A 24,852-nucleotide genomic window follows, 5' to 3' on the forward strand; every position below is an offset into this window, starting at 1 on the left:
TCACCGGCTGCCCTCCCTCACGCGCGTCGCTCGTCCCCACGGTACCGGTCTGTCAGGATGACCGAATGCCCTCGCCCACGATCGGCCGCCGCGTGCGTCCGGCGTACCCGATCCTGCTGCTGCTCGCCCCGGTGCTGGCCGCCGGCTGCGCGACCACCCGGCCGGGGGTGCCGCCGGACGCCGCCGCGCCGTCGCCGCCGGCGGTCTGGGCGACCGGTGAGCAGCCCGCGGCCCCGACGGCCGCGCCGACGCCGACCAGCCCGACCAGCCCGACGCCGTCGTCGGCCAAGCCGTCACCGAGCGCCACCCGCGCCGGGCTCCGGCACGTCTTTCCGGTACGCGCCGACAACGTGGACTACCACCCGACGCACGGGGCTTACCCGGCGACGGACCTCTTCGCCAACTGCGGCAAGCCGTTCGTGGCGGTGACCGACGGCACGGTGTTGGAGGTGAGTCGCGTCGACAGGTACTCCAAGAGCGGGCCGCAGGGCCCGGACAACGGCGGGCTGTCGGTGTCGCTGCTCGGTGACGACGGGGTGCGCTACTACGGCTCGCACCTGAGCGTCGTCTCGTCCGGCGTGGAGGCGGGGGTCCGGGTGCGTGCCGGGCAGCAGCTCGGCAAGGTCGGCCGGACCGGCAACGCGAACAACGTCTGCCACGTGCACTTCGGAATCTCGCCGCCGTGCACCGGCAAGGACGGGTGGTGGATCCGGCGTGGGGTGCTCTGGCCGGCGCGCTACCTGGACTCGTGGCGGCGTGGCGGCAATCGGGAACCGGCCGCCGAGGTGACCGCGTGGCAGCGCCAACACGGCTGCCCGAAGGCGCCCTGACATGGCCGCCCGGGACCCGATCGCCGACCTGCGCCGGATCGCCTTCCTGTTGGAGCGGGCGAACGAGGCCACCTACCGCGTACGGGCGTTCCGGTCGGCGGCCACGGCGCTGGCCGGCCTGCCGGCGGCCGAGGTCGCCGACCGGGCCGGCAACGGCACCCTCACCGAGCTGGCCGGCGTCGGCGACGTGACGGCCCGCTGCGTGACGGAGTCGCTGGCCGGTGAGGAACCGGTCTATCTGCGCCGGCTGCTGGCGACCGAGGGCAGTGACCTGGATGCCGAGGCCACGGCGCTGCGCGCCGCCCTGAAGGGCGACTGCCACACCCACTCGGACTGGTCCGACGGCGGCTCGCCCATCGAGGAGATGGCGCTGGCCGCGGTCGAGTTGGGTCACGAGTACATGGTGTTGACCGACCACTCGCCGCGGCTCACCGTTGCCCGGGGGCTGACCGCGGCGCGGCTGCGCCGTCAGCTCGACCACGTGGCGCAGGTCAACGCGGCGCTGCCGGAGGGTTTCCGGATCCTCACCGGCATCGAGGTGGACATCCTCGCCGACGGCTCGCTCGACCAGGACGAGGAGTTGCTGGCCCGACTCGATGTGGTGGTCGGCTCGGTGCACAGCGGCCTGAAGGACGAGCGATCGAAGATGACCCGGCGGATGGTGAAGGCGGTCGCCAACCCGCACCTGGACATCCTCGGCCACGTCACCGGTCGGATGGTGTCGTCCCGTCCGGCGGGGGTGACCGGTCCGGGTGACAAGGGGCACCGGGCCCGGACCCGCCCGGAGAGCGACTTCGACGCGGACGCCGTCTTCGCCGCCTGCGCGGAACACGACACCGCGGTCGAGATCAACTCCCGGCCGGAGCGGCAGGACCCGCCGAAGCGGCTGATCCGCCGCGCCCTGGAGGCGGGTTGCCGCTTCGCGATCGACACGGACGCGCACGCGCCGGGCCAGCTCGACTGGCAGCGGTTCGGCTGCGAGCGGGCCGCTCGCTGCGGCGTCCCGGCCGACCGGGTGATCAACACCTGGTCGGCCGAGCAGCTCGTGGAGTGGACCCGCGACCGGGCCTGAGCAGTGACCCGGGTCGGCGGCGGGCCCCCGGGCCTGAGCGGCGGCGCGACGCGGGTCAGCGGCGGCGCGCCCCCGGGCCTGACCGGCGGCGCGACGCGGGTCAGCGGCGGACGGGCTCGGCGGCGGGTGCCGCGGGCGCACCCACGCCGACGACCGGCCGGGGCGTCCGGCGGCCGAGCACACCCTGCGCGACCGCGACGCCCAGCAGCACGATGAGCGCTCCGACCGGCTGGTGCCAGTTGAGCCGCTCGTCGAGCACCACGGCGCCGATCAACACCGCGAAGATCGGAACCAGGTACGTGACGGTGGAGGCGGTACTCGCGCCGGCCACCCGGATGTTGCGCATGTTGATGACGAAGGCGAGCCCGGTGCCGAGCGCACCGAGGGCCAGGACGCTGGCCACGACCTTCGCCGACAGCTCGGTGGGCAGCGGCGGCACGCCCGCGACGAACGGGGTGACGAGGGCGAGCTGCACGGCGGCGAGCAGCAACTGCGCCGTGGACAGGGACAGCCCGGAGTGCGTGGTGCCGGCGACGAACCGCTTCTGGTACGGGATGGCGACGCCGTAGCAGGCGGCCGCGCCGAAGCACATCAGCTGCCCGACGAAGTGCGCCCCGCCGATGCCCTCCCAGACCCCGAGCACGACGAGCACGCCGACGAAGCCCAGCCCGAGGCCGATCGCCCGGCGTACGGTCAGCCGCTCGGTCCGGAACACCAACACCGCCAGCGGCAGCACGATCAGCGGCGTCGTCGCGTTCCAGATGCCGGCGAGCATCGACTCGACCCGTTGCTCGCCGTAACCGAAGAGGGTGAACGGCACGGCCACGCCGAACAGGGCGACGACGGCCAGGTGCGCCCACACCCGGGGCTCGCGGGGCAGTCGGTCGCGCAGCACCGCGAGGACGACCAGCAGGGTCAGCGCGCCGGCGAGGACGCGGTAGAGGGTCAGCTGCACGGGATGCAGCTCGGCCACGCCGACCTTGATGAACAGGAAGCTGGAACCCCAGATGGCGGCGAGGGCGAAGAAGCCCGGCAACCAGGCGCGCAGCGGGGCCCTGTCAGGAGCGATGTCGGTGTTCACCCCTGACACTCTGCCGGAGGGGTGCGACAAAAGTCGTCCGACTTTCCGCTGCTTGGACACGACAAATGACATCGGCATCCCGACCGGGTGGTCACGTAGTGTCGCAGCGTGGGACGAATTGATGAAATCGCCAATCGCTACGTGGACAAGTGGGCGCCGTTGAGTCCGACCGGCGCGACCTACGTCGGCATCGCCGGCCATGACAACAAGCTCGACGACCTCTCACCGGACGGATACCGGGCGCGCGCCGACCTGACCCGCGAGACGCTCGCCGAGCTGGAGGCGGCCGAACCGGACACCGAGGCGGAGCGCACCGCCAAGGAGGCCATGCAGGAACGACTCGGTCTGGACCTGGCCCGCTACGAGGCCGGCGAGACGACGAGCGAGGTCAGCGTGATCACCAGCGGGCTGCACGAGGTCCGCATGGTGTTCGATCTTATGCCGACCGCGACGGCCGACGAGCAGGCCAACATCGCCACCCGGCTCAACGGGCTGGCCAGCGCGCTGGAGGGTTACAAGACCACGCTGCGCGAAGCGCTCGCCAACGGGCAGGTCAGCTCGAAGGTGCAGCTCATCGAGGTGGCCAAGCAGTGCGACACCTGGACCGATCCGACCGGGGACAACTTCTTCCACGCCCTGGTCGAGCGGCTGGGCGCGGACGGCACCCTCGGCGCCGAACTGCGCCGGGGCGCGGCGGCGGCCACCGCGGCGACCGCCGAGTTCGGCCAGTTCCTGCGGGCCGAGCTGGCCCCGCACGGGCGCGACAAGCAGGCCGCCGGCCGGGAGCGCTACGAACTCGCCTCGCAGTACTTCCTCGGCGCGAAGGTCGACCTGGACGAGACGTACGCCTGGGGTTTCGCGGAGCTGGCCCGCCTGGAGGCGGAGATGCGGGTGGTGGCCGGACGCATCGCCGGCTCGGGTGCCACGGTCGACGAGGCGGTGGCCAAGCTCGACGCCGACCCGGCACGGACCATCCAGGGCAAGGAGGCGTTCCGCGACTGGATGCAGGCGCTCGCCGACAAGGCCATCGCCGAACTGAACGGTACCCACTTCGACATCCCGGAGCAGGTCAGCCGGATCGAGTGCTGCCTCGCGCCGACCAGCGACGGGGCCATCTACTACACCGGGCCGAGCGAGGACTTCTCGCGCCCGGGCCGGATGTGGTGGGCGGTGCCGCAGGGCATCACCGACTTCTCCACCTGGCGGGAGGTGACGACGGTCTACCACGAGGGCGTGCCGGGGCATCACCTTCAGGTGGCCCAGACGGCCGTCCGGGCCGACCTGCTCAACCGCTGGCAGCGGCTGCTCTGCTGGGTCTCCGGGCACGGCGAGGGCTGGGCGCTCTACGCCGAGCGGCTGATGGACGAGCTGGGTTACCTCCAGGACCCGGGCGACAAGCTGGGCATGCTCGACGGCCAGGCGATGCGCGCCGCCCGGGTGATCGTCGACATCGGCATGCACCTGGAGCTGGAGATCCCGAAGGACAACCCGTTCGGCTTCCACCCGGGCGAGCGGTGGACGCCCGAGCTGGGCTGGGAGTTCATGCGGGCGCACTGCCGGGTGCCGGACGAGAACCTGCGCTTCGAGCTGAACCGCTACCTGGGCTGGCCGGGGCAGGCGCCGTCGTACAAGGTGGGTGAGCGGATCTGGTTGCAGGCCCGCGAGGACGCCATGGCCCGCAAGGGCGCCGACTTCGACCTGCGGGAGTTCCACCGGCAGGCGTTGGACCTGGGCGCGCTGGGCCTCGACCCGCTGCGCAAGGCGCTGGCCCGACTCTAGGAACGCTGGCGAGCCTTGACGGCTCTGTCCGCCGGGGATACAACGAACTCCCGGCGGCGGAGCCGTCCTGTCGAGTCAGGGGTGTACGGGGTGAGTCCTCGGCTGCGACGCGTCGCGATGTCGCTGCTCGGTGCGCTGCTGCTGGGCACTGTGGGTCTCAGCCTGGGCTCCTGGTTCGGCGGCCGGGGTGTCACGCCGCCCACCTACGCCGAGGCCCGGGATGTGGCGGGGAAGGTGCTGCCCGACGCGTCGCCGTCCGACTCGGATCGAGTCGTGCGCGGCTCTCGGTGGGGAGTCGGTTTCGCCGCCGACGACGTTGGCTCGGGACGGACAACCTTCTCGTACACCATCTCTGACGACTGCGCGCTCTCCCAACAGGCGGGGCAGAGCATCGCCGCGCAGGGGTGGCACGACGTACGCCGTACGAGGGGATACCTCTGCGACAACTGGTCGGCCACCCGGAACGGGCTGACCGTCACGCTCAAGCATTCGTGGAGCGGGGTGGACCTTGTTGTCGGCCCGGAACCGCCGGCCGGGTACACGGCCCTCACGATCGCCGGCGCTCTTTCCGGTGCCGCGACAGGCGCGATTCTGTTCTGGCTGGTGGCGCGGCGGCGGCCACCCGTCCCCCTGCTGGTCGGCACCCTCGTGACGGTCGGCCTGCTCCCGGGTGTCGCCCTCACCTGGGAGGTGCTGGTTGACGGCCCGGACCTGCGCACCGAGCCGGTCTGGCCCATCTGGCCGGCGCTCGCTCCCCTGCTGGTGCCACTGTGGCTCGTGCTTCTGTGCCTGGGCCTTTACGGCCGCGGAGCGCTCCCGTTCTCCCCTGGCAGCAACCGGACCGTCGTCTCCGTCACCGTGGCGTGGCTTCTGGGCGTCGTCGCGTCGATGGCCGCGCTGATCCTCCTGTTCCTGCTGGCGCAGCCCACCCGTGATGTGTGACCGGGTCGGGCCGTCTGTCCCTCAGCCCAGGGTCAACGCCAGTGCCGGTCGCGCCGTGAGGGTGTTGCTGGTGACGTACGCCAGGTCGATGACCGGGTCGGTGAACGTGATCGGGATGGGCGAGGTGACCGGCAGTCCGTCCGGCAGGGGCAGGTCGGGCGTCAGGGTGACCTTGATGCCGAGCAGCTTGCCGACGAACCGGGTGGCGTAGAAGGCCACGTTCCCGCTGACCGTCAGCCGGTCGGTCGCGTACCGCTGGTTACGCCCCTGAGGGCCGTCGGCCCGCAGCAGGAAGTCGTCGGTCACTGCCTCGCGCATGCTGAACTTCAGGACCTTGAGGGTCCCCTTCTCGGTCTGCAACTCGGTGATCCCGTCGAAGCGCAGCCCGGTCATGCGTACCGACGAGCCGGTGAGCTTGGACGGGGTCTGCGCCACCCGGGGCAGGTTCGGGTCGGCGGCGATACGCGGCAACGGCTTGCCCGGCTCCACCGTGCCGGGTTTCGCCGTGCCCGGCGTAGTCGTACCCGGCTTCGTCGCGCCCGGGCGGTCGGGTCGGCCGGGGCTGGGGCAGGCCGTGGGCTGACCGGGGCGGATTGTCGGCGTGGCGGTCGGCTTCGCGGAGGGCGTGGGGCTGGTCGTGGGTGCCGCGGCGTCGCGGCGGTGGCCGCCGGTGAGCAGGTCACCGATCCCGTCGAGGATGTCGGTGATGATGTTGCCGCCGTGCTGCGGGCTCGCGCTCGGCGTGGGCGTCGACGTGCCGGAGGTGGATGGCGCCGGCCGGGACGGGGTGGGGCAGACGGCCGCGGCGGAACGGACCGGTGCGGCCTGCACGGGCCGGGGCTGGGCGGCCAGGCCGGCGCTGGCGAGGCCGAGCACCGCCAGGACGACACCGAAGGTACGCGGATCGACGGTACGGCCGAGCCGCTCCGGGTCGGTGTCACCCTCGTGGTGCTCGCCACCGGGCTGCTCGACCGCAGCCGACTCGGTCGCGGACAGCTCGGTCGCGGATGACTCGGCAGCGGCCGGCTCGGTAGCGGGTGACTCGACCTCGGCCGGTTCGACCGCGGGCGGCTCGGTCGCGGCCGGCTCGGTCGTAGCCGGCTCGGTCGTGGCCGGCTCGGTCGTGGTGGGTGCCGGGCGGTTCGGCGTCCAGGCGAAGGCGAGCGCGCTACCGACGATGCCGAGCAGCAGGCCGACGAAGAAGCCACCCAGGTTGAGCCCGATCAGCGCGTAGACCGCGGTGACCGCCGCGACGATCGAGTAGAACAGCCGCTGCCCCGGGCTGAACCAGAGCAACAGGCCGCAGGTCACCAGGATGACCGGGATCAGCAGCGAGAGCAGTCCGGTGGCGCCGCTGTGGAAGCTCAGGCCGTTGAGGGTCATCCGGGTGGAGGCAAACATCTCCACGCCGGCCAGGACGGTGAGCAGGCCGCCCCAGAACGGCCGACTCCGTCGCCAGCCACGGAACCTCCGCCACGCCTGGGCCACACTGCTCGGCCGGACATGGGACGGGTTGGCGGTTGTCACGTACTCCTCCTGGCGGAGCGGGGACGGGGGTGGGGTGGGCCCGCGGCGCTCGGTCACCGCGGGCCGCGCTCAGCTCAGAAGCACTCCTTGCCCTTGGCGTCGTCGCCCACGTTCACCTTGAGCCGCAGTCCGACCAGGTTGAAGGTGGCCGCGGTGGTGTACCGCGACACCTGCTTGAGGTCGGTGATGGTGACGTGGTCGGCGTTCTGGCCGAACGAACCCTTCTGCGCCGTCGGGTTCAGGTCGGTGGCGTCTCGACCGATCTTGATGGTGGTGAAGGTCGCGTTGCCGTCGAGCGAGTCCATGGCGATCAGCAGGTCGTCCGCGTGGGCGGGCTGCTTGCCCTCGCCGGCGTTGATGGTGAGCACCACCGGCATGCCGGGCAGGTCGGCCCGGACGGACTGGCAGAGGTTGTAGAGGTCCGCGCTGCGGATCTCGGAGAGGGCGACGGGGTGCACCGCACCGCTCTTGCCGTCCTTGCCCTTCTCCTTCACGATGCCGCCGTACTGTTTGAAGCCGTCGCCCTCCAGGCGGTCCGCGCCGATCTTGAACGTCTGCCCGGAGACGGTGATGTCGGACGCGATCGCCCCGGTCGACATGCCGAAGAGGATGGCGCCGGCAGCGGCCGTGGCGGGCACCATCATGGCGGCGAACCGCCGCCACCGGACCCGACCCTGATTGTCCAAACGATCCTGCACGGGTTCCTCCTGTGGGTGGATGTGCGCGGCGGCCGTTCGAGGCGCGTACGCAGTGCCCGTCATCTATTACCGGCGGGTAACGATCGAGCCTGATCGTGCACCCGGCGCGGCACGGCTCACAACCCCCTGATTACTCGGCGGTAACACACGGTCGACCCAGAGGTAGACCGATGTCACGATGCGTTGGCGCTTGGGTCGTCGCGAAAACCCTTCAATCACCGCACATGCCGCATAAGACGCCCTTTCCACCACTCAGGGTGACTAACGCATCGACGGATTACAATCAGGTAACGGATGTAAAGTTCCCAGGTCACGGGGAGCCGTTCGGACGGCCGTCCCGATCCGAACATCCCCGCCGGCAGGACGCGGGATGCCCTAGGGTTTCGGCGTGAATCTGAACGACGTACGACGCGACTGGACCAAGCTGGGCGCCGAGGATCCGCTCTGGGCCGTGCTCGTTCAGCCCGGTAAGCGGGGCGGCCGGTGGGACGTCGAGGAGTTCCTGGCCACCGGTCGCGCCGACGTCGAGGAGACGACCGGATGGCTCGGCCAGCTCGGACTGCCCACCCGGTGGGAGCGGGTCCTGGACTTCGGCTGCGGCGCCGGCCGACTCTCCCAGGGCCTCGCCCCGTACGCCGACGAGGTCGTCGGCGTCGACATCGCGCCGTCCATGCTGGAGACCGCCCGCCGACTGGACCGAAGCACCGGGAACATCCGGTTCGTCCTCAACGATGCGCCGGACCTGAGCCAGTTCCCCGACGGCCACTTCGACCTGGTCTACAGCGCCCTGGTGTTGCAGCACCTGCCACGGCCGGCCATCGACGGCTACCTCGCCGAGTTCCTGCGCGTCCTGCGGCCGGGCGGGACCGCCGTCGTGGGGCTGCCCACCGAACCGGCCCGTACGGCCAAGGGGCTCATCTGGCAGGTCGCGCCGTTCCGCCTGATCAGCTGGGCACAGCGCCGCCTGCTCAACTATCCGGCGCCGATGAGCATGACCGCCGTACCGGACGCCGACATGGCGCGGCTGGTCGCCACGCACGGTGGACGGATCGTCGGGCAGCGGCCCGACCTGCCGTACACCGAAGACTGGGTGTGCACCCGGTACGCGGTGCGGCGCACGTAGCAACCGCGACCCGGAACGGAGAAGGGCCGGCCGACCCGAAGGTCGGCCGGCCCGAAGGTCGGCGTGCGGTGGTGGTGCGGGTTGTTACGGCTCGCTGCGCTCGGCGGCGTGCCGCCCACCGGCCGGGACCGTGGGCTCCTCGACCGGCTCCGACGAGGCCTGCGACGGCAGGTCGGTCGTCGGACGGTCGTCGGCTGCCACCGGGGGCGTCGCGTCGGGCCGGCGACGAGTCGCGCGGATGATGAGGAACACACCGAGCAGGACCAGGACGAGACCGAGAGCGCCGAGGACGATCGGCACCACAGTGGTCAGCAGGTTGATCTGGTTGCGCGCATCCTTGGCAGCCTTGGCCTGCTGCTTCTGGGTGGCCTCGTCGAAGGCGAGGGTCGCGTCGATCATCTTGACCTTGTCGGCGCCGCCGGCGTCGCGCAGGGTCTGCGCCTGCTTCTCCTGGCCCTTCACGATGACGCCACTGTCGGGCTCCACCCACAGGGTGCGGGTGTTGGTGTAGAAGAGCCCGGCGCTCACCGTGGGCTCCGTCGAGCCGACGAGTCGGCCCGGCACATCGATCTGCTTGATCTGGACCGGTTCGGCCGTCATCTCGAACCGGTAGACGGTCAGGCCCTGCAGCTTCTCGGTGCCCATGTACTTGACCGGGTACGCCTTGCGGGCGGTGTTGTCGAAGTACTTGTAGGTCTTCTTCTCGGTGCCGAACGGGAAGGTGTAGGTCAGGCCCTCGTGCTTGAAGGGCGCGCCGTTGATGTCCTCGGCGCAGCAGGCCACCGCCTCCGCGGTCCGCCGGTCGAGGGCGACCCGGTCCGTGTTGACGGTGATCTCGTTCTTGGCGTCGTCGATGACCCGGACGCCGACGTTGAAGACCGCCCGGTCACTGTTCCCGGCTTCCACGTCGCCCCGTACGGCGCGATGGGCCGTGAGGTTGACCCCGCTCCGCTCGGAGAGTGTCTTGAAGTCGAAGACGGTCGCGTTCTGAGCCGTCGACACCGTCACCGAACTCTGGTCCAGGGGCACCTTGACGAGAGCGGGCGCGACGGTCAGCGGCGTCGCCACCGCCCCGACGATCAGGAACGCGCCCGCCGCCACCAAGATGGCACCCGACGTAGGTCGCATGAAACTCCTCCCCTTGTAAAGCTCGACTGGTCGGCTGACAGTACATGACGGGACCGATTTCGGATATGGTCCGTCGCGTCCTTCAGGGACGTACCGACTCCGGTGGCACGCAGCCGTGGGGTCACCCCGCCAAATAGGATGTAGAGGAACTGTGAGCCGACCCGTCGAACCCGACGCGATCAACGGACGAGTGGGCGAGTCCGCGCCCAATATCGTCCGTTCGGATGGCTGGCTGCCCGCATTGGAAGGACTCCGCGCGGTCGCGGTGCTCGCGGTGGTCGTCCACCACGTCTCATTTCTCAGCGGATTGACCAACTCGTTCGCCCGTCCGGCCGCTGTGCTGGCCAGACTGGACGTCGGGGTGGCGATCTTCTTCGCCCTGTCGGGCTTCCTCCTCTACCGGCCATTCGTGCTCGCCGCCATTCATGGGCAGCCGTCACCCTCAGTTCGGAGATACCTCTGGCATCGCGGACTGCGCATTCTGCCCGGTTACTGGGCAATGGCGGTCGTCGCACTGGCGTGGCTCAACATCGATTACCTGAGGTCGGTCTGGGACTGGGCAATCCCCGTTCTGCTGGCACAGATTTATCAGCCATTGCGACTCCCGGTCGGGATGGAACAGACCTGGAGCCTGGCCACGGAGGCGAGTTTCTACCTGGCGCTGCCGGTGATAGCGGTGATCGCCCGCCGAATGGGCGGTCGGAACCCGCTTCAGCGAGCCCGACGCCACCTGACTCTCGGCGTCGTCCTCGTCCTCGCCGGCCTCACCTGGAACGCGTACGTCCACGGCCCCGACTCGCCACTACCGGGGCTCGCGGTGCTCTGGCTACCCGCCTTCCTCGACTGGTTCGGAGTCGGCATCATGCTGGCCGTGCTCGCCTCCTGGCCCGCGAACCGGACCTCGTCGGCGTTCCTCGGCGGTCTGAACGGCGGCGACGCCGGGCGAGGCGACGAGGATCCGTGGTCCGCCACGCCGCGCGGACTCCGGGTCTTCACGTTCGCGCCGGGCACCTCGTGGCTCATCGCCGGCGCGCTGCTCTGGATCGCCAGTACGCCGATCGCCGGCCCACGCGGGGTCGATCCCGCCACCCCGGTCGAGTCGGTCATCGAGCACCTGGTGTTCCTGCTCATCGCCTGGTGCGTGATCGCCCCGCTCGTCGGCCCGGGTTCGGGCGGGGTGCCCCGCGCGCTGCTCGGTCAGCCGGTGGTCAGGTTCCTCGGTCGGATCTCCTACGGCATCTTCCTCTGGCACCTCCTCGCCCTCGAGGTCTGCTTCCGCCTGCTCGGCTTCACCCGGATGAACAGCTCGTTCTGGGTGCTCCTCGTGCTCACCCTGGCCCTGACCATCCCGGTCGCGACGGCCAGCTACCACCTCATCGAACGGCCGACGCAGCGGCTGCGGCGCTTCCTCGCGGGGCGGCGCGACCGGCACCGGCCCGGGACCGCCGAGACCGACCGCCTCGTCGGGGCGTCGCTGCCCGCGTTGCAGGGCGCGACGTCGGGCCCAACCCCGCAGCCGGCCCTCGCGGCGCGCCTCGAACCGTCCGCGCACCCGGCGGGACCGCAGCACGAGGGCGGCGATCGCGATGAGCAGCAGGCCGGTCGGGAGCACCACGAGTAGGTCGGCCAGCCGCTCCGACCCGACCCGGGGCAGCCACCACCGCTGGGTCCCGTACGCGCTCAGGCCCACCGCCGCCGGCACCCAGATCCAGCCCGGAGTGGGCATCCGGCGTCGGTGCAGCACGACGACCACGACCGCGCAGCCGAGCCCGACCAACCCGCCGAGCAGCGCCGGCACCGCCAGCGCGAGTACCGGCGCGGTCGGCATAGTCGTCGGCACCACCGGGTACGCCGGCCGGTGGCGGCGGGCGGGAAGCAGCGCCGCGACGGCCAACAACAGCAGCAGTCCCCCGCCCAGGCGCAGGACGAGGGCGTACTGCTCACCGGGGGTGAAGACCAACTCGACCCGGCCGGCGGCACCGGCCGGTACGAACCACGCCTGTTTCCACCCGTCGAGTCGGGTCGGCACCAGCCGGACACCGTCGAGGGTGGCCCGCCAGCCCGGGTTGGCGTTCTCCGGTACGACCAGGTAGCTGCCGCCACCCGCGCCGATGTCGATCGACCGGTGCTGGTCGTCCCAGCCGAGCACCGTCAGCGCCCGGCGGGGCGGCTCGGACACGGACCGCTGCGGCGGCTCACCGCTGAGGATCACGCTGTCGACCAGGAACCGGTCCGGGGGCGCGGCGACCTCGTTCGGGCCGGCGCGCAGCCCCACCCGGTCGTTCCCCGTCGTCGTCCGCTGTTTCGGGGCGGGAGCGCAGGCCCGGTACCGCAGCGGGCGCAGGTCCCGCAGGTCCCGCAGGCTGCCGGTGGCCGTCGTCGGCACCGTCACCCCGTTGATCACGATCGTCGGGCCGGCACCGCAGGGCAACGTCACCGTACGGTCCAGGTCACGCGGCTGGTTGGCCTCGGGTACGCCGTCGACGTCCACCCCGCTGAGGCCCACGGGCAGCGGCTGTGGCTCGAAGAGCGCCGTCGTACGGTTGACCCGCGGCACCGTCGAGGTCACCGCCACCACGATGCTGCGCCCGCGCAGGGCGGGGAAGCGGGCGACACCGTCCGGGTCGACCGCCACCTCGCGGATGCCGTTGTCGCCGGTGATCCGCACCGTCCTGGGTGGCGCGGCGACGAGGGTCGACGCGAACCGCAGCCGTACCCAGCTCACTTTCCGGATCCCGGCCCAGCGCAGCCGCACGGTGGGCTGCGGGTCGTCCGGGTCGGCCCACCAGGCCGTGCCGTCGTCCCCGTCGGACAGCGACCGGGACGAGGCGACCGGGTCGGCGAACCACGAACTCGACGTCGTGTAGGTCTCCCCGCCCAGCAGGTCGTCGTACACGGCGAGCGCGGTGGCGGGCGTGGCCCGGGCCAGACCGGTGAGCTGCGGGGTGGCGGCGGCCGGCAGGTCGAAGCGGCGGGTCACCAGGCCGGTCTCCTCGCCCTGCCGGATCAGGTCGGGGGCGCACAGGTAGCGACTGCCGACGAGGGCGCAGGCCGTCCGGTCCCCGGCCTTGCGGGCGAGCGCGACGACCTCCGGGGCCCGGGCGGTGTCGGGCGACGCCGGCAGCCGCAGGTAGCGCTGCGGGCTCACCCCGGGCACCCGCAACTCCCGGATGCCCGCGCGCCGTCCGGGCGCGTCGAAGCCCGCGACGCCGTCGATGGTCACCCGCACCCAACTGGTACGCCCCGACGGCAGCGCCAGCCGCAGCGGCTTCCGCCCGGCGTCGGTCACCGAGTGCACGTACGAACCACCAGCCGTGCTGATCTGGACCCGGGTCACCGGGTCACCGACCACCTCGTCGTCGACCACCTGTAGCTCCGCCGACCCGGCCTGAATCTTCTCGGTGAAGCGGACCTCCACCCACTGGCCGACGGGTTTGCGCGCACCGTCGGAGAGCCAGGCGGTGCCGCTGTCCCCGTCCACGGCGGAGAACGGCCCGGCGGAGGGGTCGCGCAGGCCGGCCGGGCCGGTGACGTCCGCCGCGCTGGTGGACGCCCGCACGTCGGCGATTCCGGCGTACCCCGACGAGGTGAGGGACGACCTCCACGCCGGGTCCAGGATGTCCTGGGCCGTGCCGGCGGATTCGGACTGCTCCTCGGCGGTCAGCGTCCGCGACGTGTTGCCCCGGACGAGTCCGAAGTCGACCTTCCGGTTGCGCAGGCTGTCGGCGAGGACGGTGCCTCCGGCGTCGTCCACCGGGGCGTCGCCGTCGAGGATCACCGGCCGTTCACCGAGCACTCCCGCGTCACTGAGGTCCAGCAGCGTCTCCGGAGCGCCGGCCAGGTTGAGCGGCTCCGCCGCGTCGGCCAGCGTGGCTCTGCTGGTCGGCCGGTCCACCTGGTAGATCTCCACCGCCGGGTACGGCTCGTGCAGCCCGTAGTCCCACGCCCCACCGAAGTCCGGCCGTACCCCGCTGTCGGGGCCGAACGCGGCGACCCGGAACAGCCCCGGGGCGCTGTTCAGCGCGCGGTGCACGAGGACCGGCCAGGCGAAGCCGCCGACTGGTTGGCGAAGGTCGTTGCGGACGAGCAGGTACCGCACGCCGAGCCGGCCGAGCACGTCCGCCAGTCCGGGGGAGGCGGTGCCCGCGGCGAGGCGCTCGTCGATCGCGGAAAGCAGTCGGGCGTTGCCCGCCGATCCGGCCGGCACCAGGGACCGCACCGCCCACGGCGAGTCCAGCAGGGGTTGGACGGGCTCGTCCAGCGACCGCCCCCAGTTGTACTCGGCGAAGTTGCTCCCAGGTACGAGCAGCGTGGTGCCCGGGCCCGCGTGCTGGTCGAGCCAGGCGGTCGCCTGCCGCCAGTGTTGGGGCAGCGCCCAGAATCCACCGCCGGCCGCGAGGCCCGCGCTTCCCGCGCCGCTGGCGACGGCGAGGAGCGCGATGGCGGTGACGCCCAGCGCCACCCGCCGGGGCGCCATGTTGGTGGGTCGGGTGAACCGGCGGATGACCGCGATCCGGCCGACGGTGTCCAGCATGTGCGCGGTGGCCAGGGCCAGCGGCAGGCGGAGTACGACGTCGAACTTGTGCAGGTTGCGCAGCGCCGCGAGCGGGCCGTCGAGGGCCTCCCGTACGGTGGCGGCGAAGGCCGCACCGCCGTCCGACATGTTGCCGGCGGTCAGGGTCAACAGGCCGACCAGTGCGCTGACCAGCAGGAACCGTCGCTCCGGCAGGTCCCGGCGGGCCAACCCGGCCAGGCCGAGGCAGGCGATCAGGCCGGTGAGCACGACCATCCAGGACGTCGTGACGAGCACCCAGCCGGAGCGCCACCAGGGCACTCCGTCCACGGCCAGGTAGCCCACCCAGTGCGTGGCGCCCCGTACGGCCGCGGGGAGCGACGTCACGCTCGTGGTGACCGCCGCGGTCTCGGTGTACGGCAGGAACGGGAACCCGTAGCGCTGCATGAGCAGCAGCGGGACCAGCCACCAGAAGGTGGCCGCGACCATCGCCACCATCCACGCGGCCAGCAGCCGGACCCGTCGCCACCCGGGCGCCCGGGTCACTATGTAGAGGAACGCCGGCAGCACGGCGCAGGCGGCGGCGGCGCCGTTCGCCCCGCCCATGCAGACCACGGCCAGTCCGCTGAGTGCCGCCGCCCGCCGCAGCGAGCCACCCGCCGCGCCCTTGACCAGCGGCAGCAGCACCCACGGCGCGACGCAGTACGGCAGCAGCTCCAGCGAGACCGTGCCGACCAGGGTCAGCGCGCGGGGCGAGAGGGCGAACACCGCGCCGGCCACCAGCCGCGACGCCGGACCGCCCAGGTTCAGTGCGCGGGCCAGGCGCACCACCCCGGTGAGGGCCACGCAGAGCAGCGTCGCCATCCAGAGCCGTTGGACGAGCCAGGCCGGTAGGCCCACCGCCTCGCCGAGGAGGAAGAACGGGCCCATCGGGAAGAAGTAGCCGACGGCCTGGTTCTGGAGCGTGCCGAACTGCCAGTCCGCCGTCCACAGGTGGGTCGCCCGGGTCAGGAAGCCGCCCGGGTCCAGAGCCATGTCCAGCTTGGTGTCCGGCACGATGAGCCCGGGCTCCTGGGTGACACAGAGACCGATCAACGCGAGGCAGACCAGCAGCTCACGCAGCCGCCACACCGCCAGCGACACCGTCGCGGACGGTATGCCGGGGGCGCGGCGAGCGGTCGACCAGGCGGTCAGCACTGCCGTACCGGAACTCCGGTGAGCAGTTCGTCACCGCTGGCGTCCCGCTCGCTGATCTGCTCGGGTGCGACGCCCGCGTCGACGAGCACCTGCCGGACCGCCGCCGGATCGGCGGCCGGCACGACGATCCACAGGCCGCGCTCGTCGGCCGCGACGTGCCGGGTGTACGGCAGCAGGGGCGACACCTGGGCGAGGAGGCGCTCCGGCCGGTCCGTCCGGATCAGCAGGGACGCGTTACCCGCCGCCCACGGTACGCGGCGCGGCGCGAGCAGGTCCCCGATGACCGCGCGGACCCGCCGGCCGGTGTCCGCCCAGCGGAAGCTGTCGCTCCACCGGCGACACTCGGCCGCCATCGCCTCGGCCTCGGCCGGTACGGCGAGGTGGTCCAGGGCCCGGTCGAGGCCGTCGGCCAGTCGGCTCGCCGGGTCGTCGCCCTCGTCGACCAGCCACCCGGTCCGGCCCGGCCGCACGGCGTCGCGCAGCCCGTCAACGTCGAAGGCGACGGTGGGCAGCCCGGCGGCGGCGGCCTCCACCACCACCAGACCCCAGCCCTCGCCCCACGAGCCGGAGACGTGCGCCCACGCCTTGGCCAGCAGCGCGTCCCGCTCGGCGGAGGGCAGGTGTCCGTGCACCGTGACGATGTCGTCCAGCCCACGCTCGACGACCTGTTGGCGGATCAGCGCCACGTCCGGCCCACCACCGACCACGTCCAGCCGCAGGCCGGGTCGCCGGGACCGGAGTTGGCCGACGGCGTCCAGCACCAGGTCGACCCGCTTGTGCCGGGTGACCCGGCCGACGCAGACGACCCGGGGGTTGGTGTCGCGGGCGGCCGGGTCGACGACGGGCGACGCCGACGCGTCCGCCCCGTTGGGTACCACCACCACCGGGCCGGTCCAGCGGAGCCGATCGCGGACGGCGGCGGCCGTCGACGGTGAGACGGCGAGCGTCATCCCTCGGCGGTAGACCCCGCGGGCGACCGGGCCCTCCAACCACGCGCCGAACCGACCGACGACCGGGCCGAAGTACAGCCGGAACTGACGGTCGTGCACGTGGTGGATCACGCAGACGACCGGCACGTCCCGGGGCAGGACCGCCGGGCTGAAGAACGGTATGCCGTTCTGGCAGTCCACGACGACGTCGAACTGTCGCCGACGTCGGGCGAGCCAGCCCAGCACCCGGGGGTAGATGGTCCACCGTCCACCCACCCGGACGATGCGGATGCCGTCGCGGGTCTCGTCGCCGGGCTGTCCGTCCGGACGCGCGGTGACGAAGGTGACCTCCGCTCCGGCGGTCACCAGGTCGCGGGCGACCTGCCAGGCGTAGACCTCCGCGCCACCCGCGTCCGGATGCCACGGGTCCTTCCAGTTGAGCACCGCGATCCGCCGCCCCGCCACCACCGGCTCGGTGGTGGACGACGCGGCGACCGGGAAGTGGCCGACACTCACGGCCGCAATCCCACGGTGGCGGCGCCGCCGGCCACGTCGCCGCCGACCTGCCGGGCGACGACCGGCAGCGGCATCGCGGGTACGGTGTCGGCCCGGCGCAGCCGCCAACTGATCTTCGCGACGTCCACGAAGCTCTGCCATCCGTGCCGGGCCGGGGAGAAGCGTGAGCCGGGCACGTCGACCCAGTTGACGGGGATCTCCACCAACCGGGCGCCGGCCCGTTCGGCACGGCCCAGGACCTCGACGTCGAACGCGAACCCGCCGCAGCGCAGCGGCGCGAACGACCGGCGTGCGACATCGTTGCGGAAGAACTTGAACCCGCACTGGGTCTCGCCCACGCCACGCACCACCTGCCGGACGGCGGCCCGGAACGCCACCGCGCCCCAGCGCCGGAGCACGCTGTGCCGCTCCTGCACCACCGACTCGGGGTGCGCCCGCGAACCGACCACCGCGTCGACGCCCTCGGCCAGGAGACTGAGCACCTGCCCGAGGGTGTCCGGCGCGGTGGCCAGGTCCGCGTCGCAGAAGCCGACGTAACGCGCGTCGCTGGCCAGCACACCGGTGCGGACCGCGAAGCCCTTGCCCGGTTCCGCACACCAGAGCAGCCGGACGGGGACCGGGCCGCTCGGCGCGCCCGTCACCACCTCGGCGGTTCCGTCGGTGCTGGCGTTGTCGACCACGGTGACCCGGCAGGGCACCCCGAGGTCGGCCAGCGCCGCCCGGAGCAGGATCAGGGTGTCGGGCAGCCGGAGCGCCTCGTTGTACGCGGGCACCACGACGTCGAGTACGACCACATCTGACGACACGTCAGGAGGTAGGACCTCCATGACGGGCCGTCAGCGATCGCCGTAAACGATGATGGGCTGCTCCACGTTCGCAGGCTTCGTGTTGCTGTTCGTGATGGTCGACGTCCCGACCGACACGGCCAGAATGCCCAGCACGGCACCCACCGTCGCGGCGACGACCGCGATCAGGAGGGGATTGAAGGATGCCTTCATTGACGGTCCCTTCGACAAAAGTGACCGCACAGTAACATGCGTCGACGTCTCACGGCGCGGTGCGAAAGGGTGATCAACACGGTGGCCCCGAGTACCGAATACCCCAACACGGGACCAATGCCGACACTCCCTGGCGAGCCGGCAGGACCGGCACCAGTCAGGCGGAGCAGGATCAGCGTCCCATCCCGACGGACCACGTCGGCCTCCGCGAAACGGCCCTCCACCTCGGCCGCACCGGGTTGATCGGTCTGGATGAGCACGTACCGCACACCCAGGCGACGCAGCTCCGCCACCGGATCGCCCGGCGCCGCCAGCACCCGGGCCACCCGGTCCGCCGCGGGACTCTCGCCGCGGATCCGCTCCCGACCGACCAGCACGTCCTGGTCGGCGATCACCGGTCGGTGAAAGGCGCGTGGGGCCGGGTCGAGAACCGGTACCTGCCCCGCCCAACCGTAGGCGCGGAACGACGCCCAGGGCAGCGAGACCAGCGCGCCACCGGCCGGATCCCGGTTCACCACCGCGCGTACCGCCGACCACTCGGGCGGGTACCGCACCGTCTCCAGTTGGCCGCCGAGCCCCCAGGCCAGGCCGGGCAGCAGCAGCACCGGCGCGACCAGCACCAGCGGGGCCAGCGGTCGGAGGCCCGCCGCCACCAGCCACTCGACCACCATGCCGAGGCCAACGGCCTGCACCAGGGCCAGTGGAGCGAGCAGCCGGGTACCGTCCCGGACCGCGCCGGCCAGCGGAACGTGCTCGACGAGCGCGACCATCGCCTGCGCACCGACCGACCAGGCGGGCAGCAGGGCGATACCGGCGCCCAGGCCCGCACCGACGAGCAGGCCCCACCAGGCGGCCGACGGCCAACGGCGACGGGCCCGGGTGTACCCCCAGACCGCCGCCAGGGCGAGGGCCAGCGCGAGCAACGCGACCGGCCACCGGTCCCGCCCGACCGTGACGGCGTGCCGGCTCCAGACACCGCCGAGGGTGGCGACGCTGCCGAGCACACCGAGTGGCGTGTCCGCGCGGACGGCGAAGGCGGCGACACCCCGCTCGTCCAGATCGACCGCGGCACCCCGGTTCGTCAGCGCCACCAGCCACGGCGCGGTGAGACCGGCGAGCGTCGCCGTTCCCGCCACCAAGGCCCGCCAGCGCCGGGCCAGGGCCAACGCCGGCGCGCAGGAGAGCACCGCCGCCAGCACCAGCGCCGGACCACCCAGCACCACCGCCATCCCACCGGCGACCGCAGCACGCCGGCCCGGCCCGATGCCGCCCGGCGGTCGCAGCACCTGAAGCACCCAGGCGTACGCCCACGGCAGGGCGGCGTACCCGGCGACCACCGCCCACTGACCGAGGTGCAGCCGCCCGTACACCCAGGGGTTCCAGACGTACCCGAGCCCTGCCGCGATCCGGGCCAGCGGGTGGCTGACCGGGGCCAGCCGGGCGGCGCCCACGCTGGCCAGCGCCAGCGCGCCGGCGAGCAGCAGCTTCTCCGCCACGTCGGCGGGCAGCAGGTGCGCGAGGCCCACCGCGAGCAGTTCGCTGGGCACCGCCCGGGGCAGCTCGCCGCCGTTGCCCCAGACCATCGCGCCGAACGGCGGGTCCGGCACGAACACCAGGTCGTACCGCAGGACGTAGCCCCGGCCCAGCACCGGCCCGAGGATCGCGAGGACCACCGCGACGCCGAGCACCGTCTCCGGCCACCACCGACGGAGTACGACCACGGCCCGCGACAGCGCCGGACGGGAACCCGGTGTTCCTCGGCGCACACGGACCCCCACAGACCTGGACGGGAAGCGGGCCCGATGTCGCTCCCGGGGCTCCGGACAGCACTCTAGGCACAGGGGGAGGACGGACGGTAGCTTGCCTTCCACGTCGACGGGCGACTCCGCGCCGACGACGCGACGTCCGGCGCGCACACCGCGCCCCGGCCACACCCCCACGAGGCGCGATGACAGACACGACGGCCGGCCCCGGCGCGGGCCGGCTCTCCGCGGCGGGCGCGGCGGTCGCCGGTGCCGCCATGGTGACGAACGGGCTGGCCTACCTGCTCCCGATGCTCGGCGCCCGACACCTGACGGCGGAGGGTCTGAGCGTCCTGGCGACCGGCGCGGCGCTCGTCGCGATCGCCGGCGTCGCGGGCGTGGGGCTGCAGATGGCGGTCGCGGTGCACCGGGCGCGGCATCCGGGTGCCCCGACGAACCGGGTCACCCTCGTCACCACCGCCGTCTCCGCCGGCGCGGTCGTCGTGGCCGCCCCGCTGATGGTGACCGCCCTCCGGCTGTCGCTGACGGTCGTGGCGCTGGTCGCGGGGACCACCGTCGCGGTCGTCCTGGCCGCCCGATGGCTCGGCGAGCTACAGGGCGAACAGCGCTTCCTCCGTCTCGCCTGGGCGATGGGCGTGGTCGCCGCCGGTCGGTACGGCGGCATGATCGTCGCGCTGGTGCTCGGCGCCGACGTCGTCGACACCCTGGTGGCCGGCATGGTGACCGCGTACCTCGTGCTGCCCGCGCTGATCTGGATCGCCCGGCCGGCCCACCGGGCCACCCCGGGCGCGGACGGCGGCGTCGGCGGCGCGCTGCGGATCCGGCAGGTGGCCAGCGCCGGCACGGCAGCGCTGGCGATGCTCGCCGTGTCGTACGCCGATCTGATCTTCGCCCGGCAGTTGCTGTCCCCGGCGGACTCCGGCGCGTACGCCGTGGGCACCGTGCTCACCAAGGGCGCCCTCTGGGCACCGCAGGTGATCGTGGTACTCGCCCTTCCCCGCCTGGCGGTCGGCGACAACCGTGTCCGCACCACCGTGCTCGCGATCGTCGCCGGCTGCGGCGTGGCGCTGGTCGCCGCCTCGGCCCTGGCCGGTGGCCTCGCGTTCCGGCTGGTGGGCGGCGAGGACTACGCCCCGCTGGGCGAGTACGCCCCGTTCTTCGCCGCCACCGGCGCGCTCTACGCGCTGGTCTTCGCGGCCGTCAACGCCAAGATCGCGGCCGGCGCGCGCTGGCCGTCCGCGCCGCTGTGGGTCGCCGCGGGCGTCCTGGCCGTCCTGACGATGGCCGTCGCCCCGCGCACGTTCCAGGGGATCATGTGGTGCGCCCTGGGCACCGCCGCGGCGACGGCGCTGGTGATGATCCTCAGCCTGCCGTCAACCACGCGGTCAGCAGGTGATGATCGATCGAGTCCACCCGACCCAGCCGGCGACCTGCCGCGACCCGCTCCCGCAGTTCCTCCCGCGTGAACCAGCGCGCCTCCAGCAACTCCACACCGTCCACGCGTACCTCCTCGGAGGTCGCGGTGGCCCGGAAGCCCACCATCAACCCGGCGGGGAACGGCCACGCCTGCGACCCCTGGTACGTCACGTCGGTGACGGTGATCCCGGCCTCCTCGGCCATCTCCCGGCGGACCGCGTCCTCCAGGCTCTCGCCGACCTCCACGAAGCCCGCCAACGTCGAGTAGGAGTCCTCCGCCGCGCCCGCGTGCCGGGCCAACAGGCAGCGTCCGGGCGAGCCGGGTGCCTCCACCAGCACGATGATCGCCGGTTCGATGCGGGGGAACAGCAACCGACCACACTCCGCGCCGGAACAGGTCCGGAGGTGGCCGCCACCACCGGCCACGGCCACCGCACCGCACGCGCCGCAGTGCCGCTGCTGCCGGTGCCAGTGCAGCAACCCCCGGGCGTACGCCTGGGTCGCCGCGCCGGCCGGGTCGAGCCGCCCGACCAGCGCCCGTACGTCGACGGCCCGCGCCGCCCCCGCCATCTCGACGGCGGCGGGCTCAGCGAGCGCGGAGAGGTCCACGGCGAACACCGCGACGTCCCCGTCGAGCCCCAGGAAGACGGTCTCCGCGGCGGCCGACCGGACCAGTGACGCGCGCTCGGCCGTCAACCGGACCGGACCGTCCCCGTCGACGAGGCAACGGTCCCGCCACAGCGGCAGCACCACCGTCGCCGGGTCGGCGAGCAACGCGTCCAGTCGGGCCGGGTCGGTCCGTAACGGGCCCGCGCGGTCCAACCACCCGCCGCCGTACGCCAACACCCGCTCCGCAGCGTCCACCCCGCCACCGTGCCACGCCGGCCGCCCGGCGCGGGCACCGGCCCCACGTTCCCGCGACACGCCGGGCGACACGCGGTAGCAGCACCGGACGGGCGCAGCCCGCGCGGACGGCCGAGCATTGGTTACCGTGGTGTCCTCCGGGAGGGGAGACCTCCCGTGGCACCTGGCGAACGAGGTTGCAGTGACGCTGTACGGCGACAAACGTCCACCCGCCGACGACCGACCCACCGTGCAGGTCACGGCGGTCACCTGGCCGGACGACGAGCCGGAGGTGGTCACACCGACCACGGCGACGACCACGGGCGAGGCGGACAACGGCGGTCGCCGTCCGCGCCGCACCCGGACGCTGCTCGCGGCGGGCGTAGCCGGTGGCGTGCTCGCCGCCGCGGCGGGTGCCGGCGCCTGGGCGTACGCCGGGGACGTGCCCCGGGGCACCAGCGTGCTCGGCGCCGAGCTGGGCGGTCGCAGCCGTGACGCGGCCGACCGGGAGTTGCGGGCGGAGCTGGAACGGCGGGCGGCGACCCTCGCCGCGCCCCTGCGGATCACGGTCGGGGAGCGCACCACCGAGATCGACCCGGCCGACGTGGGGCTCGCGGTCGACGTGGCGGCCACCGTCGCGGCAGCGGCGGAGGCCGACGCGCACCCGGTGAGTCGGCTGGTCGGTTCCCGTACCGTCGAACCGGTCGTCACCGTCGACGCGGCCCGCCTGGACGCAGCCCTGCGCACGGCGCTCGGCGACCAGATCCGTCCGATGACGATGCCGGCCATCACCTACCAGGGCACCACCCCCAAGGTGGTACGCCCCAAGCCCGGCCTCGCCCTCGACCCGCAGCGCTCGGCCGACGCCGTCCGGACCGGCTGGCTGGCCGGCACCCCGGTCACCGTGCCACTGGTCGAGAGCCAGCCGGCGACCTCGGCCGAGGAGGTGGACCGGCTGGTCGCCGAGCTGGCCAAGCCGGCCGTCTCCGCGCCGGTCACCCTGCGCACCGACCGGGGCTCGGTGCGGGTGCCGCCGGCGGTCATCGCGAAGAGCCTCCGGTTCACCGCCGACAAGGCCGGCAAGCTGAGCCCGACGGTGGACGTCAAGCGGCTGCGGGCGGCCCTCGGCGACGACCTGAACGCGATCGAGGTGCCGCCGAAGGACGCGACGGTGACCATCGCCGGCGGCCGTCCCACGGTCACCGACGGGCGGGCCGGGCAGCAGCTCGACACCGCCACCCTGGGCCGTGACCTGCTGGCGGTGCTGCCAAGGTCCGGCGGGCGGGAGGTGACCGGGGAGCTCAAGGAGACGCCACCGGAGCTGACCAGGGAGAAGCTGGCCGGTCTGGGCATCAAGGAACGGGTGTCCACGTTCACCACCCGGTTCACCGGCGGCATGTCGTCACCGCGCAGCCAGAACATCGCCACCATCGCCAAGAAGGTGGACGGCACGGTGGTGCTGCCGGGCAAGACGTTCTCCCTGAACGGGCACACCGGCGAACGGGGTTACGCCCAGGGCTACCGCGACGCCCCGGTCATCCTGGACGGCAAGCTGGTGCCCGGCGTCGGGGGTGGCACGTCGCAGTTCACGACGACCCTCTTCAACGCCACCTACTACGCCGGCCTCGAGGACGTCGAGCACAAGCCGCACTCGTACTGGTTCGACAGGTACCCGGCCGTCATCGAGTCGACCATCTTCTGGCCGAACCTGGACTTCAAGTTCCGCAACAACACCGGGTACGGCCTCCTCATCGACACGTCGTACACGTCGAGTTCGGTGACCGTCTCGATCTGGAGCACGAAGATCTACGACAGCGTCAAGACCGAGTACGGCCCGCGTCGCAACATCACCAAGCCGAAGCTCATCCACCTCGAACCCGGTCCGACGTGCATCCCCAGCAACGGCATCAACGGCTTCACCCAGGACGCCTTCCGGGTCATCAAGAAGGGCGGCGTGGTGGTCAAGCGGGAGAAGTTCAGCTGGCGGTACGACGCCGAGCCGCGCTACGTCTGCGGTCCCAAGCCCTCCTGAGCCCGCCCGTCGGTGTCGTCGGCCGACGACCTCGGCGCCATCCGCTCCTCCTGGACGCGGATCTCCACGCGGTAGCGCGTCGCGGCCGGATGCCACATCTCCTCGAACGGCCCCATGACCTCGCCACCGATACCGCGGCGGCGACCACGCACACCCAGCCACCACAGCACGGCCAACACGCCAGCCACAGCACAGCCGAAGACGAGAAGAATCAGCGCGTCCCCCACACACCGACCCTAGGCCCAAAAACGAACCACCAACACCACCCCGCCGCCCACCGGAACCCCCGTAAAGCCCCCCCGCGTTGCCCTCCCCGCCGGCTCCCCAACGGGTTGAGCATGAAGTTATTGCCACCGCCACCGGCGTGTCACCGCAATAACTCCATGATCACCCGCGGATCACGCTGTGCGAGGCGCGGACGCGGGATGGGGCCGGCGCGGGCAGAAGGACCCGCGGGGTTCGGGT

17 protein-coding genes and 2 pseudogenes are annotated in these 24,852 nt (G+C 72.6%); 8 read left to right on the top strand and 11 right to left on the bottom strand.

Annotation, left to right across the window (positions count from 1 at the left end):
- Positions 1-65 precede the first annotated feature (65 nt).
- A complete protein-coding gene (locus AC3EN4_RS09310; RefSeq protein WP_435205493.1) occupies positions 66-830 on the top strand; it encodes a M23 family metallopeptidase in 765 nt (254 codons plus the stop codon).
- 1 nt (position 831) lies between these two features.
- On the top strand, positions 832-1,902 hold the full coding sequence (locus AC3EN4_RS09315; protein ID WP_435205494.1) for a PHP domain-containing protein: 1,071 nt from the start codon (positions 832-834) through the stop codon (positions 1,900-1,902).
- On the opposite strand, the pseudogene AC3EN4_RS09320 reads toward AC3EN4_RS09315, so the two are convergent.
- Positions 1,785-2,983: pseudogene (locus AC3EN4_RS09320) on the bottom strand (DMT family transporter); the annotation flags it as partial. The gene AC3EN4_RS09315 and the pseudogene AC3EN4_RS09320 overlap by 118 nt on opposite strands.
- Positions 2,984-3,091: 108 nt before the next feature.
- Here AC3EN4_RS09320 and AC3EN4_RS09325 point away from each other — a divergent pair.
- Together AC3EN4_RS09325 and AC3EN4_RS09330 are read left to right on the top strand one after the other, a co-directional pair.
- Positions 3,092-4,762, top strand: a complete 1,671-nt coding sequence (locus AC3EN4_RS09325; protein WP_435205495.1) for a DUF885 domain-containing protein — start codon at positions 3,092-3,094, stop codon at positions 4,760-4,762.
- 90 nt (positions 4,763-4,852) lie between these two features.
- Positions 4,853-5,704 (top strand): hypothetical protein, encoded by an 852-nt coding sequence (locus tag AC3EN4_RS09330; RefSeq protein WP_435205496.1) that lies wholly within the window; start codon positions 4,853-4,855, stop codon positions 5,702-5,704.
- Positions 5,705-5,725: 21 nt separating this feature from the next.
- On the opposite strand, the gene AC3EN4_RS09335 is transcribed toward AC3EN4_RS09330, so the two are convergent.
- Together AC3EN4_RS09335 and AC3EN4_RS09340 are read right to left on the bottom strand one after the other, a co-directional pair.
- The gene (locus AC3EN4_RS09335; RefSeq protein WP_435205497.1) at positions 5,726-7,231 is read right to left on the bottom strand and encodes a DUF6114 domain-containing protein; all 1,506 of its coding nucleotides are present in this window, start codon (positions 7,229-7,231) and stop codon (positions 5,726-5,728) included.
- A 74-nt stretch (positions 7,232-7,305) separates the two neighbouring features.
- The gene (locus AC3EN4_RS09340; RefSeq protein WP_435205498.1) at positions 7,306-7,929 is read right to left on the bottom strand and encodes a DUF6230 family protein; all 624 of its coding nucleotides are present in this window, start codon (positions 7,927-7,929) and stop codon (positions 7,306-7,308) included.
- 388 nt (positions 7,930-8,317) lie between these two features.
- On the opposite strand from AC3EN4_RS09340, the gene AC3EN4_RS09345 reads away from it, so the two are divergent.
- Positions 8,318-9,052, top strand: coding sequence for a class I SAM-dependent methyltransferase (locus tag AC3EN4_RS09345; RefSeq protein ID WP_435205499.1), 735 nt, complete (start codon positions 8,318-8,320; stop codon positions 9,050-9,052).
- 84 nt (positions 9,053-9,136) lie between these two features.
- On the opposite strand, the gene pgfA is transcribed toward AC3EN4_RS09345, so the two are convergent.
- Positions 9,137-10,180 carry a cell envelope lipid trafficking protein PgfA gene (gene pgfA / locus AC3EN4_RS09350; RefSeq protein ID WP_435205500.1) on the bottom strand — a complete coding sequence of 348 codons (1,044 nt, stop codon included), beginning with the start codon at positions 10,178-10,180 and terminating at the stop codon, positions 9,137-9,139.
- Positions 10,181-10,454: 274 nt separating this feature from the next.
- Between pgfA and AC3EN4_RS09355 the strand changes: the two genes are divergently transcribed.
- On the top strand, positions 10,455-11,801 hold the full coding sequence (locus tag AC3EN4_RS09355) for an acyltransferase family protein (RefSeq protein WP_435205524.1): 1,347 nt from the start codon (positions 10,455-10,457) through the stop codon (positions 11,799-11,801).
- Positions 11,802-12,668: 867 nt separating this feature from the next.
- Here the strand turns inward: AC3EN4_RS09355 and AC3EN4_RS09360 are convergent.
- The 5 genes and pseudogenes from AC3EN4_RS09360 to AC3EN4_RS09380 all read right to left on the bottom strand — a co-directional run.
- Positions 12,669-15,890 (bottom strand): annotated as a pseudogene (locus AC3EN4_RS09360) (alpha-(1->3)-arabinofuranosyltransferase domain-containing protein); the annotation flags it as partial.
- Positions 15,884-17,335: a glycosyltransferase family 4 protein gene (locus tag AC3EN4_RS09365; RefSeq protein WP_435205501.1), complete on the bottom strand. Its 1,452-nt coding sequence runs from the start codon at positions 17,333-17,335 to the stop codon at positions 15,884-15,886. The gene AC3EN4_RS09365 and the pseudogene AC3EN4_RS09360, both read right to left, overlap by 7 nt.
- Complete coding sequence (locus AC3EN4_RS09370) at positions 17,332-18,141, bottom strand: glycosyltransferase (protein WP_435205502.1); 810 nt, start codon at positions 18,139-18,141, stop codon at positions 17,332-17,334. Before AC3EN4_RS09370 ends, AC3EN4_RS09365 begins: the two co-directional genes overlap by 4 nt.
- Before the next feature lie 30 nt (positions 18,142-18,171).
- A complete protein-coding gene (locus AC3EN4_RS09375) occupies positions 18,172-18,333 on the bottom strand; it encodes a hypothetical protein (protein WP_422737371.1) in 162 nt (53 codons plus the stop codon).
- Positions 18,330-20,054 (bottom strand): MmpA family trehalose lipid delivery protein, encoded by a 1,725-nt coding sequence (locus AC3EN4_RS09380; protein ID WP_488179818.1) that lies wholly within the window; start codon positions 20,052-20,054, stop codon positions 18,330-18,332. Before AC3EN4_RS09380 ends, AC3EN4_RS09375 begins: the two co-directional genes overlap by 4 nt.
- A gap of 227 nt (positions 20,055-20,281) precedes the next feature.
- Here AC3EN4_RS09380 and AC3EN4_RS09385 point away from each other — a divergent pair, with 227 nt between their 5' ends.
- Positions 20,282-21,562, top strand: a complete 1,281-nt coding sequence (locus tag AC3EN4_RS09385) for an MATE family efflux transporter (RefSeq protein WP_435205504.1) — start codon at positions 20,282-20,284, stop codon at positions 21,560-21,562.
- Here AC3EN4_RS09385 and nudC read toward each other — a convergent pair.
- Positions 21,459-22,376 (bottom strand): NAD(+) diphosphatase, encoded by a 918-nt coding sequence (gene nudC, locus AC3EN4_RS09390; RefSeq protein WP_435205505.1) that lies wholly within the window; start codon positions 22,374-22,376, stop codon positions 21,459-21,461. The genes AC3EN4_RS09385 and nudC overlap by 104 nt on opposite strands.
- Before the next feature lie 181 nt (positions 22,377-22,557).
- Between nudC and AC3EN4_RS09395 the strand changes: the two genes are divergently transcribed.
- Complete coding sequence (locus AC3EN4_RS09395; RefSeq protein WP_435205506.1) at positions 22,558-24,387, top strand: VanW family protein; 1,830 nt, start codon at positions 22,558-22,560, stop codon at positions 24,385-24,387.
- On the opposite strand, the gene AC3EN4_RS09400 is transcribed toward AC3EN4_RS09395, so the two are convergent.
- Complete coding sequence (locus tag AC3EN4_RS09400) at positions 24,360-24,614, bottom strand: hypothetical protein (protein WP_435205507.1); 255 nt, start codon at positions 24,612-24,614, stop codon at positions 24,360-24,362. The genes AC3EN4_RS09395 and AC3EN4_RS09400 overlap by 28 nt on opposite strands.
- Positions 24,615-24,852 lie beyond the last annotated feature (238 nt).

This window comes from Micromonospora sp. bgisy143, from assembly GCF_057708145.1.